General features: G+C 70.4%; 13 protein-coding genes. 5 read left to right on the top strand and 8 right to left on the bottom strand.

Annotated elements, in window-relative coordinates; genetic code table 11:
• The first annotated feature begins 333 nt into the window (after positions 1-333).
• Positions 334-1,065, top strand: a complete 732-nt coding sequence (locus tag HGB54_RS01290) for a winged helix-turn-helix domain-containing protein (protein WP_168914843.1) — start codon at positions 334-336, stop codon at positions 1,063-1,065.
• 37 nt (positions 1,066-1,102) lie between these two features.
• On the opposite strand, the gene HGB54_RS01285 is transcribed toward HGB54_RS01290, so the two are convergent.
• The 6 genes from HGB54_RS01285 to HGB54_RS01260 all read right to left on the bottom strand — a co-directional run bounded on the left by HGB54_RS01285 (position 1,103) and on the right by HGB54_RS01260 (position 10,368).
• Complete coding sequence (locus tag HGB54_RS01285) at positions 1,103-2,179, bottom strand: alkene reductase (protein WP_168914842.1); 1,077 nt, start codon at positions 2,177-2,179, stop codon at positions 1,103-1,105.
• A 116-nt stretch (positions 2,180-2,295) separates the two neighbouring features.
• A complete protein-coding gene (locus HGB54_RS01280) occupies positions 2,296-3,699 on the bottom strand; it encodes an APC family permease (RefSeq protein ID WP_168914841.1) in 1,404 nt (467 codons plus the stop codon).
• A 129-nt stretch (positions 3,700-3,828) separates the two neighbouring features.
• Positions 3,829-4,992 (bottom strand): Wadjet anti-phage system protein JetD domain-containing protein, encoded by a 1,164-nt coding sequence (locus HGB54_RS01275; protein WP_168914840.1) that lies wholly within the window; start codon positions 4,990-4,992, stop codon positions 3,829-3,831.
• Positions 4,989-8,306: an ATP-binding protein gene (locus HGB54_RS01270; RefSeq protein ID WP_168914839.1), complete on the bottom strand. Its 3,318-nt coding sequence runs from the start codon at positions 8,304-8,306 to the stop codon at positions 4,989-4,991. The genes HGB54_RS01275 and HGB54_RS01270 overlap by 4 nt, the downstream gene beginning before the upstream one ends.
• Positions 8,303-8,911: a DUF4194 domain-containing protein gene (locus tag HGB54_RS01265; protein ID WP_168914838.1), complete on the bottom strand. Its 609-nt coding sequence runs from the start codon at positions 8,909-8,911 to the stop codon at positions 8,303-8,305. Before HGB54_RS01265 ends, HGB54_RS01270 begins: the two co-directional genes overlap by 4 nt.
• On the bottom strand, positions 8,908-10,368 hold the full coding sequence (locus HGB54_RS01260) for a DUF3375 domain-containing protein (RefSeq protein ID WP_168914837.1): 1,461 nt from the start codon (positions 10,366-10,368) through the stop codon (positions 8,908-8,910). Before HGB54_RS01260 ends, HGB54_RS01265 begins: the two co-directional genes overlap by 4 nt.
• A gap of 321 nt (positions 10,369-10,689) precedes the next feature.
• Here HGB54_RS01260 and HGB54_RS01255 point away from each other — a divergent pair, with 321 nt between their 5' ends.
• Positions 10,690-11,142, top strand: coding sequence for a MarR family winged helix-turn-helix transcriptional regulator (locus tag HGB54_RS01255; protein WP_168916743.1), 453 nt, complete (start codon positions 10,690-10,692; stop codon positions 11,140-11,142).
• Here the strand turns inward: HGB54_RS01255 and HGB54_RS01250 are convergent.
• Positions 11,111-12,037, bottom strand: a complete 927-nt coding sequence (locus tag HGB54_RS01250; RefSeq protein ID WP_168914836.1) for a hypothetical protein — start codon at positions 12,035-12,037, stop codon at positions 11,111-11,113. The two genes, HGB54_RS01255 and HGB54_RS01250, sit on opposite strands and share 32 nt — an antisense overlap.
• A gap of 50 nt (positions 12,038-12,087) precedes the next feature.
• On the opposite strand from HGB54_RS01250, the gene HGB54_RS01245 reads away from it, so the two are divergent.
• From HGB54_RS01245 to HGB54_RS01235, 3 genes are all read left to right on the top strand, one after another.
• Positions 12,088-13,455 carry a cryptochrome/photolyase family protein gene (locus tag HGB54_RS01245; RefSeq protein ID WP_168914835.1) on the top strand — a complete coding sequence of 456 codons (1,368 nt, stop codon included), beginning with the start codon at positions 12,088-12,090 and terminating at the stop codon, positions 13,453-13,455.
• A 164-nt stretch (positions 13,456-13,619) separates the two neighbouring features.
• Positions 13,620-14,039, top strand: a complete 420-nt coding sequence (locus HGB54_RS01240; RefSeq protein WP_168914834.1) for a hypothetical protein — start codon at positions 13,620-13,622, stop codon at positions 14,037-14,039.
• A gap of 149 nt (positions 14,040-14,188) precedes the next feature.
• Positions 14,189-15,070, top strand: coding sequence for an EamA family transporter (locus tag HGB54_RS01235; RefSeq protein ID WP_168914833.1), 882 nt, complete (start codon positions 14,189-14,191; stop codon positions 15,068-15,070).
• Here the strand turns inward: HGB54_RS01235 and HGB54_RS01230 are convergent.
• Positions 15,036-15,500, bottom strand: coding sequence for a VanZ family protein (locus HGB54_RS01230; RefSeq protein WP_168914832.1), 465 nt, complete (start codon positions 15,498-15,500; stop codon positions 15,036-15,038). The two genes, HGB54_RS01235 and HGB54_RS01230, sit on opposite strands and share 35 nt — an antisense overlap.
• Positions 15,501-15,540: the final 40 nt, after the last annotated feature.

Raw genomic sequence — 15,540 nt, 5'->3', positions numbered from 1 at the left:
GCCGCGACTTGACCCCGTCGTCGTCGCGCGACGATACTGGCCGCATGACCGACTCCGCGTACTCCCCGACCTCCTTCGAGGCCCCCGGGAACGCCGGCATGATGATGCCGACGCGCGCCGAGTCGTCCTGTCGAATGCCGGCGTGACCGACCCCTCGCTCGAGCTGCCGCCGATCGCCGTCCCGTCGTCATGACCGACCGCGACGCCGCTGAGCTCCCCGGGGCGGGGTCGACCCCGTCGACCCGCGCCGCGCATCCCGCCGCATCATCGCTGCCGAACCCCGTCGCCTCTGCGCGCGACGAGCCGTTCGACTCCGCAGAAAGCATCTCGACCATGTCCCTCGCCGCACTCGACTCCCGTGCCCCGCACCGCTCCCCCGCCCCCGGCCTCCGCCCCGCGCCGCCCGCCGGCCCCGCCGCGACCGCGCCGGGCCAGAACCCCCGCCTGCGCGCCGTGCCGGAGGGCACCGAGGCGCGCGGCTTCGTGCTCTACGTCGGCCTCGACGAGAAGAAGGCGGCCGCGGCCGGCATCGACCTCGGCCGGCTCGTGAGCGAGCTCAAGCGCGTCGCCGCCGACCTCGCGCCCGGCGCCGAGACGCACGCCGCCGTCGCCCTCGCCCCCGCGGGCGCGGGCGGGCGCGACGTCGACGTCGTGCGCCTCGCCCTGCAGGATCCGGCCGCGCTCGCCCGCTACCGCCGCACCGAGCCCGCGCCCGAGAAGCCGGTCGAGGGCGTCGTCATCGACATCTCGCGCAAGCGCGTCGTGCTCGACGGCGAGACCTCGCCGCTCACCTACAAGGAGTTCGAGCTGCTGCAGTACCTCGTGCTGCGCGAGGGCCGCACGGTCGAGCGGGCCGAGCTCATCAGTGCCCTGTGGGCCGATGCGGCCGAGGGCGACGACGTGCCCAACGAGCGCACGATCGACGTGCACGTGCGCCGCCTGCGCTCGAAGCTCGAGGGCTACGAGGACATCGTGCGCACCGTGCGCGGCGCGGGCTACCGGTTCGACCGCCACGCGGACGTGTCGATCCGGTACGCCTCGACGCCCTCGCCCGACTTCTTCTAGCGGCGCCGACCGCGCGCCCGGCCGGCGCCGCCGCCGATCACGCGCTGAGGCGCGGGTAGTCCGTGTAGCCGGATGCTCCGCCGCCGTAGATCGTCGCCGCGACGACCTCGTTCTCCTCCGCCCCGCGCTCCCACCGCTCGAGCAGGTCGGGGTTGGCGATGTAGTGGCGGCCGACGGCCACGGCGTCGGCGACCTCGTCGGTGACGAGGGCGGTGGCCTCGTCGTGCGTCGTGACGACGCCGAAGCCGGAGTTCGCGATGAGCACCCCGCCGAACTCGGCGCGCAGCGACTGCACGAGCTCGCCCGCCGGCTCGGCGTGCAGCACGCTGAGGTAGGCGAGGCCGAGCGGCGCGAGGCCGCGCACGAGCGCCGTGTAGGTCTGGCGCACGTCGTCGGCGTCGGTCTCGAGCACGTCCTGGATGTTGTGCGAGGGCGAGATGCGGATGCCGACGCGGTCGGCGCCGACCTCGGCGACGACGGCCTCGGCCACCCCGATGACGAAGCGGGCGCGCGCCTCGGGCGATCCGCCGTAGGCGTCGTCGCGCACGTTCGAGGCCGGCGAGAGGAACTCGTGCAGCAGGTAGCCGTTGGCCGCGTGCAGCTCGACGCCGTCGATGCCGGCGTCGATCGCGCGGCGGGAGGCGGCGACGAACTCGTCGCGCACCTGCGCGAGCCCCTCGATCGTGAGGGCCTCGGGCACCGGGTAGGGCGCCTTCGATCCGTCGCCGAGCCGCACCTCGCCCTCGATGGCGATCGCGGAGGGGGCGACGATGCGCTCGGTGCCGGTGATGCTCGTGTGCGAGACGCGTCCACCGTTCATGACCTGCATGAACACCCGGCCGCCGGCCTCGTGCACGGCCTCGGCGACCGCGGCCCAGCCGGCCTGCTGCTCGTCGGTCACGATGCCGGGCTGCCCGGCGTAGGCGCGCGACTCGCGGCTCGGGTAGACGCCCTCGGTGATGATGAGTCCGCTCGAGGCGCGCTGGGCGTAGTACTCGGCCACCATCGGGCCGGGCACGCCGTCGTCGCCGGAGCGGGTGCGGGTCATGGGCGCCATCACGAGGCGGTTGGGCAGGGTGATCGCGCCGAGCGCGAGCGGGGAGAGCAGAGTCATGGGGTCGATGCCTTTCCGCGGCCGCGGTGGCCGCCTCGCAGGACAACCGGGGCCGGCCCGCGGGGCATTCCGGATCGCGCCCGAGGAGTGGCTGTGGATCCGCGCGCGACGGTCTGCTAGTGCCCCTCGGTGCCCTCCGACCCGGTCGCCGCGTCCGTCGACGCCGCCTCCGACGTCGCGTCCTCCGTCGACGCGCTGCTCCGCCCGCTCGTGCGCCTCGCGACGAGGTGCAGCACCGCGCCGATGGCGAGCAGCACCGCCCCGCTGATCCAGACGCGCAGACTCTGCTGGCTCAGCAGCAGCAGGCACGACAGCACCCCGAGCACCGGGATGACGCGCCAGACGGTGAAGTGGCGATGCTCCACGCGGTCCTTGCGCAGCACGAGCACGGCGACGTTGGTGCTGATGAAGACCACGAGCAGCAGCAGCACGACGGTCTCGGCGAGCAGCGCGAGGTCGCCGATGAGCGTCAGGATCATCGCGACGAGGGTGGTGGCGAGGATGGCGACCCAGGGGGTGCGGCGCTTCGGCAGCACGCGGCCGAGCGCGGCGGGCAGCAGGCCCTGCTCGGACATCCCGAACGTCAACCGGCTCGCCATGATCATCGTCAGCAGCGCGCCGTTCGCGACGGCGACGAGGGCGATGAGGGAGAAGATCCAGGGCGGGATGCCCGCGCCGCTGGCCTCGACGACGGCCAGCAGCGGCCCGCTCGACTCGGCGAGCTCGTCGGCCGGCAGCACCGCGCCCGCGGCGAGCCCGACGAGCAGGTACATGACGCCGGCCGTGATGAGCGCGCCGAACAGGGCGCGCGGGTAGATGCGCGCGGGGTCGCGCACCTCCTCGGCGACATTCGCGGAGACCTCGAAGCCGACGAAGGAGTAGTAGGCCACGATCGCCGCGGCGAGGGTCGCGAGCGCCGGGTTCGCCCCGGCGGGGAACTCGCCGACGCGGGCGAGGTCGCCGCCGCCCCCGCCGAGCAGCATCGCCGCGACCACGACGACGATGACGAGGCCGGTGAGCTCGATGACGGTCATGACGACGTTGGCGCGCAGCGACTCGCGGATGCCGCGCGCGTTGAGCGCGGCGACGACGGCGAGGAAGAGCACCGCGGCGAGCGCCGGGGGGATCTCGACGAAGGTGGCGAGGTAGTCGCCGGCGAAGGCGAGGGAGAGGCCGGCCGCGCTCGTGACGCCTGCGGCGAGCATGCAGAAGCCGATGAGGAAGGAGACGAGGGGCGAGCGGAAGGCCCGCTGCGCGAAGACCGCAGCACCGCCCGCGCGGGGGTACTTGGTGACCAGCTCGGCGTAGGAGCCCGCCGTGAGCAGCGCGAGCAGCAGCGCGAGCAGCATGGGAGCCCACAGCGCCCCGCCCACATCCTGCGCGAGAACCCCAGTGAGCGCGTACACGCCCGCGCCGAGCACGTCGCCGAGGATGAAGAGGAACAGCAGCGGGCCGGTGATGGCGCGGGCGAGCTTCGAGGGGGCGGCGGGGAACGCCGTCGCGAGGCGGGATTCGGTCATCGTCGGACGGTATCCGCGCGGGGGCGGCCGCGTCAGGCCGTTGACACGGACCCGTCATCGGGGCTACGCGCGGGCGTCACTGGCCGGACCCTTCAGGCACCCATGCGCTCGGCTGCGGGGCTCCGAACGTCAGGGCTGCACACTTTCCCAGGCGCACCTGAGTTGAGCAAGCGCGAACTCCCAAGGGATTCGCTCCTGCTCGAGACGAACGTCGCCCTCTGACCGGATCCGGGCCAATGCCGTCGCTTCGTTCTCGAGCAGAGTGGGGAAAGCTCCACGATTCGGTCGACGCTCGGGCACCCAGAGATCTCGATGCTCGATCAGCGTCGCTTCGTCCATCAGCACCGACGTCACCCGTGGGTGATGCGCCCGCAGTCGGTGCAAGATCGCGAAGCCGTCGGAATCCAGGTCGCCCCAGTAGACGACGGGGGCTTTCCTCACCCAGGGGATGCGACCGACGACATCGACTGCGTAGCCGGACCCGTGCACCGCGATAGCGCCCACCCAAGGCGGCATCGCGAGGACAGACTCAAGGTTCTCGAATACGAAGATCCCGGCCGGTCTGTAGGTGAGCTCACCGAGAGAGGCTGCCGACGCCGCGTAGTCCGACGGCCCGTTGTCCGCCATCGCGGCGTCGAGAAGGCGAACACGCAGGAGGGGATCGGCTTCGATGATGCCGAGCCCGTCCGATCCCGTGGCGGCCCGGTGAAGGTGGACGACGATACTGCGATGCGCCTGAAACCACTTCGTGTCGACCCCCCGGATCGGCAGCTGGCGAGGGCGCAACCCGTCAACTGTGTTCACGACCAGCCAGGTCGCCACGTCAAGCAGAGTGGCGAAGCGCTCGTCATCGAAGCCGGCGATCGCGGTGGCGTGAGAGCGGATCGCGGCACGGACAGCGACCGACTCCCCGAGCGATTCCCTCACGGCGCGGGCGCGATCGCGCATCCGTCGCCACGCCCGCAATTGCTCGCCGCCCACGAACTCTGCGATGGCATCGGGGTCGATCAGCCTCAGCCGTACGGGAACCCTCTGCCGACCAGCGCTTGGCCAGGATCGAGTCGTCCACTCGACCTCGATCCCGTCCAGCAGTTTGAGAGCGCCCCACTCGCGCGCCCACTGCTCTGCGCCCGCCTGATCGACGAGCACTTCACGCTCCGTCGGCGGATGCAGCGCCACAGCCATCGCAGGGGCGCCTGGCGCGGTCGACTCGACTTCGCCAGCCGCCCACGCGGCCCAGCGCGCCTGCAATCGAATGCGCGCCATCGTCCGAGCTTCGGCAACAGTGATCATGTCCGCTCTTCGCTCCATCGGACCGTCACCAGCTGCGAACGCTTACGGGTGGGGTTCTCAATCGACGTCGCCGCGCCGACGTAGGGCTCGATGGTCTGCAGCAGCTTCTGCGGCGTCGCCAGTACGAGATGGAAGCCGAATTCGACGAAGACGTCGAGCGCCATTCGCGTGTAACGGGTATCGGCTTTGTCGAAGGCTTCATCGAGCACGATCGTGCCGAACCTGGTGCGTTCGTCGTCGGGCTCGGCGAGCCGGTAACGCAAGGCCGCCGCAAGGCAGAACACAACAAGTTTCTGCTGCTGCCCGCCTGACATGGCCGCCCCCGAGTCGTACGTCGCGTGGACGCGGCCGTGTTCGTCGATCTCCTCCGCCAGGAAGGTGACGTGCAGTCGGGTGTCGAGGCACTGAGAGCGCCAGCTTCGGTCGATGTGGTCGCTGGAGGCGAAACGCCGCATAAGTTCCGCGAGAGTCTCGAATCGAGACTCCGCTGTCGCGTGATCGTCGTCCCCCCAGCTGCCCGCCGAAATCGACTGCAGATCCTTGATGAAGCGTGTCACAGTGTCACTGCGCCGCACCTTGACGCGCAGTTTGAGGAAGCGTCCTTCGTCGAAGAACGAGCGCCGCAGAGAGGCATTTAGGGGATGCACTCGCTCCTCGATCTCGCGTGGAGCGCCGAGGATGTCGCTGACGAGCTCGCCGATCAAGTCGCGTGAGCGCTCGCGCAGCAGTTGCAGGAATCGAGATTCATACTCGGGCAGACCATGCGCGACAATTCGGTCGAGAAGATCGAGATAGCCCCGACGATCCGCAATCTCAGGAGCGAGATCGACCGAGACCGCTGGCCAGCGGCCACTGAATTCGGTGATCAGGTGCTGCAGGGCGTTTCCAGCTCTCGTCTGATTACCCATTGCGCGGTCTCGCTCGCCGATGAGTCGAGTCGTAACCTCCTGGGCCACCTCAGCGATCGTCGTGCGGGTGATGAGGCGCTGCACCGCGCGGAAGCGAGCATCCAGTGCGTCTCTTAGTTCCGCGGCGACCTCCATGACGTCGCCCGAAGCGATCGCCCCCGTCTCCTCTTCGATCATGATCTCCAGTTCGCGACAACGCTCGTCCTGCCGTCGCACCGCAACTCGCGCGTCCTCGTGCCGACGGGCAGAGTCGTCTCTGGACTGTCTCGCCGCAGCAGCGTCGGCGATCGCTGCCTGCAGATCGCTATCGCCGCGGGTGAGCTGCCGGAGATTGTGCTCTAGCGACGTCACGTCCGACGCGGCCGCCGACACATCGAGATCCCGCCAGCTTTGCTCACGAATAGCTCGAAGGGCTCCGAGGCGTTCGCGCGCGGCATCCCGTCGCCGGTTCGCGTCGTCCACTACTGCACGGGCGTCGCCCAGCTCGAGATCTGCGTCAACGCGCTGAGCGACGAGAGCCTCGAGTTTCGCGTGATGATCACCCAGCACCCAGTGGCCGCGATCGTCCAGCGCAACACGGTCGTCCTTCTCGTACCGCGTTCGCGACGACTTAATCTGGCCATTGATCGTGATCGCGCGGGAGTGGTCGTCGAGCTGATCAGGGTGATCCACACAGGCAAAATCGAAGCGGTCGGACAGGGTGCTCGCGATCCACGTCTCAAAGGGGCCGGCCGATACGCGGACCCTGTTCACGATCGAACTTGGCGCGCGGGCGGCTCGCACTGGAGCAGCGTCCGTGCGCACCTCTTCGAAAACGAGTCGAGCGCGCACAGGGTTCGTATCGACCCAGCGACGCACCGACGGCAGATTCTCACTCCTCACCAACATGGTGAGGGCAAGGGGGCGAAGGACGCGTTCGATGGCGCCCGTCCACGCCTCGAACTCGGGACGGACGTCGATCAGCTCGGCGCCGAAGGGAAGCGTAGACGCCCGCAGTCCCGTCGCCTCGCACAGCTCGTCCCGCACGGCGAGCAGCGGCCCGGGCACGCTGGTGCCGCTTCGGCGAAGCACGTCGATCGCGCGGTCGATCCGGTCCCGGCGACCTCGGGCTCGGGACAACCGGTCCTGCTGCGCATATGTCGCACCGGGAGCGTCGTTCTGGGAAGTCGAGAGCATGCGATCGATCTCCGCCATCAGCTCGGCGAACTCTTGCGTGCCGGACGGAACACCATGAATGCCCGCGGCGCCCAACTGCCGGGCGAACCGCTGTGCGCGCTCCTCTGTCTGTTGCGCGTGAATCCGGGCGGTGCCGATGCGGTGCTCGAGCTGCACAACATCGCCGCCGCCGAGCTCCACCGTGCGGCGCTGGGCGACGTCGTAATCGTCAGCGATGCGATCGGCGATCTCCCTGGCGAGCTGGGCGTCGGCACGTAAGCCGATGAGTCGCTCCCTCATCTCCGAGAGCTCATCATGCGCCAGCTCGACTCCACGACGAAGACGGTACGGCGCGACCGCGTCAGTCAATATTCGTGCGGCTTGCGCCGCTTCGTGCGCCGCATCGAAGGCATCGGACTCGACTCGTAGTCGCAGCAGGTGATCGCGCTGCTCGCGCAATTGGACGACGTGGTCGTGGGCGTCGCGCAGTTCGCCGAACTGGTCGACAGCGGTCTGCGCAAGGTCGAAGGTTGTGGGCCGCTCGAGCATGTACTCGCGGAAAAGCTGGTCGAGGCTGTCGAGGCTCTTGGCGGATTGCGTCTTGTGCAGCAATTGCAGAGCGTCATCGTGCGGGATGCCGAACAAGGCACGCAAGCGCGAGTAGAACTTCGCGTGCGAACCTCCCGTTGACACCACCGCGTCGGGCCATTGAGCCTGCACCCTCCTCGTCTCGATCCCGCTGCGGGCGAAAGGCTCGATCTCGCGCAGATCGAGTGGTGCCCGCTCGATCAAGCACAGATCGGCGAGATCAGCGGCTGCGGTCGACGTGCCCCTGGCGAAGAAGATGCGGCACAGTGTGACGGGCCGATCGATCTCATTCTCGAATCGAAGGAGTATGCCGCTCCACGTCGCGGTGGGCCGCAGATATGCGCTGACCACCCTGTCCTCGAACTCGTCGGTCGTACGCGACCAGGCGCCTCGCACGTAGCTCATGATGCTGCGCTGATCGCTGCGCGTGCCGGCCCCCTGCGCGGCGGCGTTGAATCGCAGCCACTTGTCGGGAGTCAGGACGGCGGCGATCGCGTCGAGCAGAGACGATTTGCCGGATCCGGACGGCCCTGTAATGAGGTGCCCTCTACGAGCAACCGGAAAACGGTAAATCGCACCGTCGAACGTGCCCCAGTTTGCGACCTGGATTTCGGCCAACCGCCACTGGCCGTTCACATCATCGAGCTCGATCGTCGCGGTCATGCCTGCTCCTCCCCCGCGATCCTCCGGTAGACGGCCGTGAGGGCGCGCACCTGCTCGTCATCGATCATGAACTTCACCATCGGCGACACCTCGACTCGACCCTCACCCGCCCCATGGAGGACCCGGAAGCGATTCATCATGCGACCCCAGGCGCCGTTGAGATTGCGCGTGAAGGTCGCCTCATCGTCGCCATCGCGGTACACGGCGAGCCGCTCGTACACCTCGTCCTGCCCGACGATCACCCGGCGCTCACCTCCTGATGCGAGCAGCAACTGACGCAGTACGAGCAGCATCGCGGTGTCGATGAATGTGAGTCGTTCGGTGCGGAGTGCGCTCGGCAGGTCACGATCGGATCCGCGCACTTTCCGGGCGAAGGCGAACTCGTCGACGTCGTCCACGACAAGGTCAAGGAACAGATCGTGAAGGCGTGATCGGATCGCCGTCTCATCGGCGCGTAGCGCCACCCACAGCTGCGGCTGCTGACCGCCCGAGAGGTACGGCCCCTTGAGGAGTTCAAGCAGAGCGCGTCGTGATTGCTCGTGGAGCGTTCCCGAATCGCCGGGCCACAGGGGATCCCGACCAGTCGTCATCTCGTCGTCGTTCATCCCTCGACCTTTCCCGTGAATAGATGCAGCGGCACCTCAGCGCGGGAGACGCTGCCTCGCGGGCCGTGCCAAGTGAGCACCTCGCTCTGCCTTTCGTCCACCGTCCCCTGTGCCGCCGCTAGCGACAACAGCCCCACGATGCTCGCAAGCCCCTGGGTCGCGGGGTGGCGAGCCAGAACCTCCGCGATGCTCGTCGGACCGACCGCCTCAACCGTGGAGTTCACGCTTAGCACCAGTTCCGAGAAGTCGATTTCGCTCTCGCGCGCAATACGGGCCAGCTCGGCGAAGTCGATCGTGCTGTGGTCGGCGTCCTCCAACGCGTCTCCCGAGTCGAATTCGGCTGGGTCGTGCGGGATGATCTCCCCGACACTGAACAGGCGCATGGCCGAGATCTCGAGCTCGAGATCTACGTCGGCGTAAGGCTTCACCTCCCGTCGCGCGGGGACGGCCGCCGCCAGCGCCTCTTGCAGCAGGGTGCGCAGCATCCGGTCGCGTTGGAACTCCTGCGAGTGAACGTAGCGTCGGAGCCCACGGGCGAACTCCGTGAGGATGCCGTGCACGTCACGGCTTCCGGTCTTCATCTCACGAACGAGCGATCGCAGCGCCCGACGTGTCTCCACGCTCAAGGATCGCGCGAAGTCGCGGTCAAGCACTGCTGCGATGTCGGCATCGAACGCCGCATAGCGCTCCGGATCGCGCAGCAGTGCGGAGAACGCGGCGAAGGTGCTCCCCTCGGCGGACTGCTCGATGAGGTCGACCCCTCGGAATACATCGTCGAGGACAGTGCTCTGGGCGTCGTCCGTTGCGAGGATGCTGCTGCGGAGGTCGTGATTGATCTCCTCGAACCGGGCGCGGACGCGGGCGAAGTCGGCGGGGAGATCCTGAGCGAGCATGAGGATCTCGATCACGCGCTCGCGCGCGCCCCGCGCGTCAAGCGTCGTCAACTCACCGCCCCCGCGAAGCCGCTGGATCTCGGTGTCGAGCCGGTCACGCTCAGCTTCGAGCACGGCGAGGCGGCGGGCAGCATCTGGATCGGTGTCGACCGCGAGCTGCCGCAGCGTCGTCGCAAGGCCGACGAGGCGCGATTCGGTCACAGTCGTGCGTGGTGCATCCATCTGGTCGATGATGCGGAGCGCATCGAAGGCCGCCGCGGACAGCTCGTACGTCTCGCCCCGGGATGCGCCGGCCGGCCGCCGAATGAGAATGCCCGACGCGCGCCAATCGTCGCAGTACGCCTTCCCGTTCTTGGCTGATATCGGGAAATGGCCGCGCAGCTGCTCGAGATCGCCATCAAGGAGTTCGTGCAACTCGACGGAGGGCAGGCGAGCACCGGGAGAGCCGAGGTGCGCACCGAGGGTCGCCGCCATGATCGCGAGGGTGTCTGCGCGCAACATGCGGAGAGCGGCGTGCTCGTCGATAAGTCGACGGACGGTGAGCGCGGAGGCGAGTACGGACACATTCTCATTGTGGTGGGCCGGGCCGACATCGAGCGCCCTAGGCCCGCAACGTGAGCCGGCGTGTGGCCCGGCAGCCCGCATAGGGATCTCCCAGAAAAATAACGAACCGGTAACTAGACACCGTTACCTGGCCGTTATACAGTCGGTGTCAGCAGAGGTTGTTTGCTGTGGCAGCCTCCGCGGAATGTGATTGCAGGACACTTTTGGTGCAAGGGAAGAGGCCCGGTCGCTCGCCTCGGCGGCCGGGCCTTCACCATGTCCGGGGTGCTTTCCACCGCCGCCTCTGTGACGTTCCGCGTGCGCGATGCGCACACGAACCCCATGCGAGTGAATAGAGTTGCGCTCGTGACCGACCAGAGCCTCGCCATCGACGCATGGGAATCGCTGTTCCGCGCCCAGGTCTCGGTGCTGCGGCAGCTCTCCGCCGAGTTCCCCACGGCCGAGATCTCGTTCACCGAGTACGACGTGCTGTTCAACCTCAGCCGCCAGCCCGCGCGCCGCATGCGCATCCGCGACCTGATCCCGCACCTGCTGCTGAGCCAGCCGAGCGTCAGCCGCATGATCGACCGCCTCGCCGGCCGCGGCCTCGTCGAGAAGCAGTCCGACCCGAGCGATGCGCGCGGCACGATCGTCGCCCTCACCGACGAGGGCTACCGGCTGTTCAAGCGCGTCGCCGTCGTGCACGCCGACTCGATCGCCCGCCGCGTCGGGGGCAGCCTCGACGCCGACGAGCTCGTGCGGCTCACCGAGCTCTGCGACCGGCTGCGGGGCTGAGCCCGAGGGCGTCGCGCAGGCGGCGACGACGGCGGCGGGATGCTCCGAGCAGGGTGCCGAGCAGGTGCGGCACCGCGAACGGACCGCGGGGGAGCATCCATCGCCGCGCCCAGCGCACGTCGCGCTGCACCGCGCCCCGATAGCCCGGAGTCGCATCGAGCGAGGCCAGCAGCAGACGATCGCCGGGGTCGACGTCGTCGCGCGCCCAGCGCTGCGCGGCGTAAGCGCGGGAGGGCATGCGCGCGGCCATGGGCGGCAGCCCGAGCGCGTCGCAGAACCGGCGCATGACGGCCTGCGCGCCGAGCCCGTCGATGAGCACGGGAAGGCGCTCGAGCTCGTCGTTGCTGATCTCGGCGAGGAAGTGGTCGATGAGGAACGCCGTGACCGACTCGGGCGGGGGCGCGGCGGCGCGCGGGCCGAGGTTGTCGTGCACGGCGAGGATCATGGTGACGAGCCGGTCGACCGCGTGCCCGTCGCGGTCGAAGGCCCGCATGGGCACCCGCCACTCCCACAGGTGCTCGAAGACGACCGCCGGGTGCACGCCGAAGCCGGGCAGCAGCGGGTAGAGGTTGAGCAGCGCGCCGCTCGGGCCGTGGCGCAGGCCGAGCGCCCCGCCGGGCGCCAGGGAGGGCCGCACGGGCGCGGGCGCCCAGCCGTCGGCGCCGAGCGCGCCGAGCAGCGCCGTCTCGCCCGCCGGATCGATGATGAGATTCGTCGAGGGCGAGGGCCGCGGCGAGATGAGGCCGTGCAGCACGAAGACGGGGCCGCCCGCCATGAGGGCGCGCACCCCGAGCCGGGCCGCCTGGTCGAGCACACCGCGGACGGCCGCGCGTGCATCGTCACGGGCGGCGGTCGGCGCGATGCCGGGGCGAGCGTTCAGGCTGTCATCGACCATTCCGGAACCTTCCAGAGAGGCTACCCCCGGGTGCCCGTAGCCTGACCGCTATGAGGCCATCCCCCAGCATCGTGTGGCTGCGCGACGACCTGCGCATCGCCGACAACCCCGCCCTCGATGCCGCGGTGCGGCGGGGCGGGCCGGTCATCGTGCTGCACCTGCTCGACGACTCCTCGCCGGGGGTGCGCCCGCTGGGGGCCGCGAGCCGCTGGTGGCTGCACCACTCGCTGACGCGGCTGCGGGATGCCCTGCGCGAGCTCGGCGCCGACCTCACCCTGCGCCGCGGCAGCGCCCTCACCGAGCTGCCCGCCCTCGTCGAGCAGTCCGGCGCCGGCGCCGTCTACTGGAACCGGCGCTACGGCGCCGCCCGCGAGGTCGACGCCGAGCTCAAGACCCGCTTCACCGAGGCGGGGCTCGAGGTGCAGAGCTTCCAGGGCTCGCTGCTCTTCGAGCCGTGGACGATCCGCACGGGCTCGGGCACCCCCTTCAAGGTGTTCACGCCGTTCTGGCGCGCGTGCCTCGCGGCGGGCGAGCCGCGCGAGCCGCTCGCGGCGCCGACCGCGCTCGAGGGCGTCGAGGGCCTCGCGAGCGACGACCTCGACGATTGGGAGCTGCTGCCCACCGCGCCCGACTGGGCCGAGGGGCTGCGCGAGACGTGGACCCCGGGCGAGGCGGGGGCGCACGCGCGGCTCGAGGCCTTCGCCGAGGAGCACCTCGGCGAGTACCACCGCCGCGACGAGCCCGCCGTACCGGCGACGAGCATGCTCAGCCCGCACCTCACGTTCGGCGAGCTGAGCCCCTTCCAGATCTGGCATCGCCTGCGGCACGGGCTCGACGCCCCGGCCCGCGCGAACCGCGCGAAGTTCCTCAGCGAGCTGGGCTGGCGCGAGTTCTCGTACACGATCCTGTTCCACTTCACCGAGCTGGGCACGAAGAACTTCCGCCCCGAGTTCGACGCGATGCCGTGGCGGCGGCCCGAGGGCGGGCAGCTGGAGGCCTGGCAGCACGGGCGGACGGGCATCCCGATCGTCGATGCGGGCATGCGGGAGCTCTGGCGCACCGGCTACATGCACAACCGGGTGCGGATGATCACGGCGAGCTTCCTGACGAAGAACCTGCGCATCGACTGGCGCGAGGGCGAGGCGTGGTTCTGGGACTGCCTCGTCGACGCCGACGAGGCCAACAACTCGGCCTCGTGGCAGTGGGTGGCGGGCTCGGGGGCCGACGCGGCCCCGTACTTCCGGGTGTTCAACCCCGAGCTGCAGGCGAAGAAGTTCGACGGCCACGGACTGTACGTCAACCGGTGGGTGCCCGAGGCGGGCACGCCCGCGTACCCCGAGCCGATCGTCGACCTCACGCTCTCGCGCCAGCAGGCGCTCGACGCGTACGAGCAGGTGAAGGCGGCCGCGCGGAGCTGATCCGCGGGCTCGTCGCGCACCTCGCGGGTCTCGCGGATCTCGCGGATGAGAGGCCTCTCACGGGGGCCTCCTTCGCGTCTCATGCCCGGTGAGCACCATGGAGTCATCGGGAGGGAAGCCCCCTCCCCCACCGACTCCCGTTCGACGATAGAGAAGAGAAGACCATGCAGAAGAAGACCTGGATCGCCGTCAGCGCCACCTCCGTGCTCGGCCTCGGCCTGCTCGCCGGCGGTGCGACCGCCGCCGCGAACGCCATGAGCCTCACCGAGGGCAGCACCGGCGCCACCGTGCCCGGCCTGAGCGACCGCCCCACCGAGCTCAAGGGCAGCGGCCAGAGCGCCGACGTCAGCTTCTCGGTGCAGAGCGACAGCATCGTGACCCCCTCGCCCGCGACGCCCGCCTCGCCGATCTCGCCCGTGTCGGTGCAGAGCGTGCAGAGCCCCGTCTCGGTGCAGACGCCGGCCTCGCCGGTCTCGGTGCCCTCGCCGGTCTCGCCCGCCTCGCCGGTGTCGGTGGCCTCGCCCGTCAGCCCGGCCTCGCCGGTCTCGGCGCAGAGCCCCGCCTCGGTCGGTTCGAGCGACTAGACCCCTCGACCCGGGACGCGCGTTCGGGTCGCGCCTCCCCTCCCCCGGAACGCCCGGCGGCCCCACCCAGGGCCGTCGGGCGTTCCGCTTGCGCGGTCGCGGTGGCGCCGCGGTCGAGCGCGGCTCCGCGGCTGCGGCAGACTGTCCCGGTGAGCCGCGCCCCCGCCCCGCCCGTGCTGCTCGCCGTCACCGCGATCGTCTCCGTGCAGTTCGGCAACGCGATCGCCGGCTCGTTCTTCGACGAGGTCGGGCCGCTCGGCGCCGCGGCGCTGCGCCTCGGCTTCGCGGCGATCATCCTGCTCGCGGTGATCCGGCCCCGGGTGCGCGGATGGGATCGTCGCACCTGGCTCGGCGTCGTCGCCCTCGGCGCGGGCCTCGCCGGCATGAACGCGCTCATCTACCTGTCGATCGACCGCATCCCGCTCGGCGTCGCCGTCACCGTCGAGCTGCTCGGCCCGCTCGCCGTCGCCGTGGCGGGCACCCGGCGGGCGCGCGACCTCGCCTGGGTCGCGCTCGCCGCGCTCGGCGTCGTGCTGCTCGGGCTCGACGAGACCGGCTCGCTCGACCTGCTCGGCCTGCTGCTCGCGGCCGGCGCCGCGGCGTTCTGGGCGCTGTACATCGTGGCCTCGGCGCGCCTCGGCCCGCGCGCCCGCGGCGTCGACGGGCTCGCGATGGCGATGCTCGTCGCCGCCCTCGTCGTCGTGCCGCTCGGCGCCGCCCCCGCCGCGACCGCGGTGAGCGCGCAGCCGGTGCTGCTGCTCACCTTCGCGGGCATCGCCGTGCTGACCTCGGCGGTGCCGTACGCCCTGGAGTTCCTGGCCCTCAAGCGCATGCCCACGCGCGTCTTCGGCGTGCTGTCGAGTCTCGGCCCGGCCGTGGCGGCGCTCGCCGGGCTCGTCGTGCTCGGGCAGCTGCTGACGGGCGTCCAGCTCATCGCGATCGCGCTCGTCATCGCGGCCTCCATCGGCGCGGTCGCGACCGCCCGGCCCCGCGACGTCAGCCCTGCGCCGGTCGTGCCCCCGCTGGCCTGACCGCCGACCGGCGTCGCGCCGAGCGCGCGACGACCGTCGACACCAGCGCGGCGAGGCCGACGCCGAGCACGGCGCCCGCGGTGTTGGCGACGAGATCCCGCGGGTCGGAGATGCGGGCGAGCGGGATCTGCGCGACCTCGATGACCCACGTCAGCACGACGCCGCCCGCGGCCGCGAGCCACCAGCGCCTCACCCCCACCGCGACGAGCGCCAGCACGCCCCAGGGGACGAAGATCGCGATGTTCGCGCCGAACTCCGTGAGGGTGCCCGCGGCCCACGTCTGCGGGTCCATCCAGCTGCGCCAGGTGAGCACGCCGCGCTGGGCCTCCGACCCCACGTACAGCTGCGCCACCGGGCTGAGCGTGAACAGCAGCAGCAGCGCGGTGTACGCCGCGCCGAGCACGAGCGCAATCAGTCGGAGGCCGGGCATCCCGACAGTCTCGCCGATCCGGCAGTGAACGACCTGCGCG

The organism is Microcella flavibacter (assembly GCF_012530535.1).
Lineage (GTDB): Bacteria > Actinomycetota > Actinomycetes > Actinomycetales > Microbacteriaceae > Microcella > Microcella flavibacter.
Note: the sequence above shows the minus strand (reverse complement) of the source record. Positions and strands in the feature narration are given on the sequence as shown.

Coding starts and splice junctions, on each gene's coding strand:
- HGB54_RS01250 (WP_168914836.1), bottom strand. CDS start 12,037: ATGGTCGATGACAGCCTGAACGCTCGCCCCGGCATCGCGCCGACCGCC.
- HGB54_RS01245 (WP_168914835.1), top strand. CDS start 12,088: ATGAGGCCATCCCCCAGCATCGTGTGGCTGCGCGACGACCTGCGCATC.
- HGB54_RS01290 (WP_168914843.1), top strand. CDS start 334: ATGTCCCTCGCCGCACTCGACTCCCGTGCCCCGCACCGCTCCCCCGCC.
- HGB54_RS01285 (WP_168914842.1), bottom strand. CDS start 2,179: ATGACTCTGCTCTCCCCGCTCGCGCTCGGCGCGATCACCCTGCCCAAC.
- HGB54_RS01270 (WP_168914839.1), bottom strand. CDS start 8,306: ATGACCGCGACGATCGAGCTCGATGATGTGAACGGCCAGTGGCGGTTG.
- HGB54_RS01275 (WP_168914840.1), bottom strand. CDS start 4,992: ATGATCACTGTTGCCGAAGCTCGGACGATGGCGCGCATTCGATTGCAG.
- HGB54_RS01255 (WP_168916743.1), top strand. CDS start 10,690: ATGCGAGTGAATAGAGTTGCGCTCGTGACCGACCAGAGCCTCGCCATC.
- HGB54_RS01240 (WP_168914834.1), top strand. CDS start 13,620: ATGCAGAAGAAGACCTGGATCGCCGTCAGCGCCACCTCCGTGCTCGGC.
- HGB54_RS01230 (WP_168914832.1), bottom strand. CDS start 15,500: ATGCCCGGCCTCCGACTGATTGCGCTCGTGCTCGGCGCGGCGTACACC.
- HGB54_RS01265 (WP_168914838.1), bottom strand. CDS start 8,911: ATGAACGACGACGAGATGACGACTGGTCGGGATCCCCTGTGGCCCGGC.
- HGB54_RS01280 (WP_168914841.1), bottom strand. CDS start 3,699: ATGACCGAATCCCGCCTCGCGACGGCGTTCCCCGCCGCCCCCTCGAAG.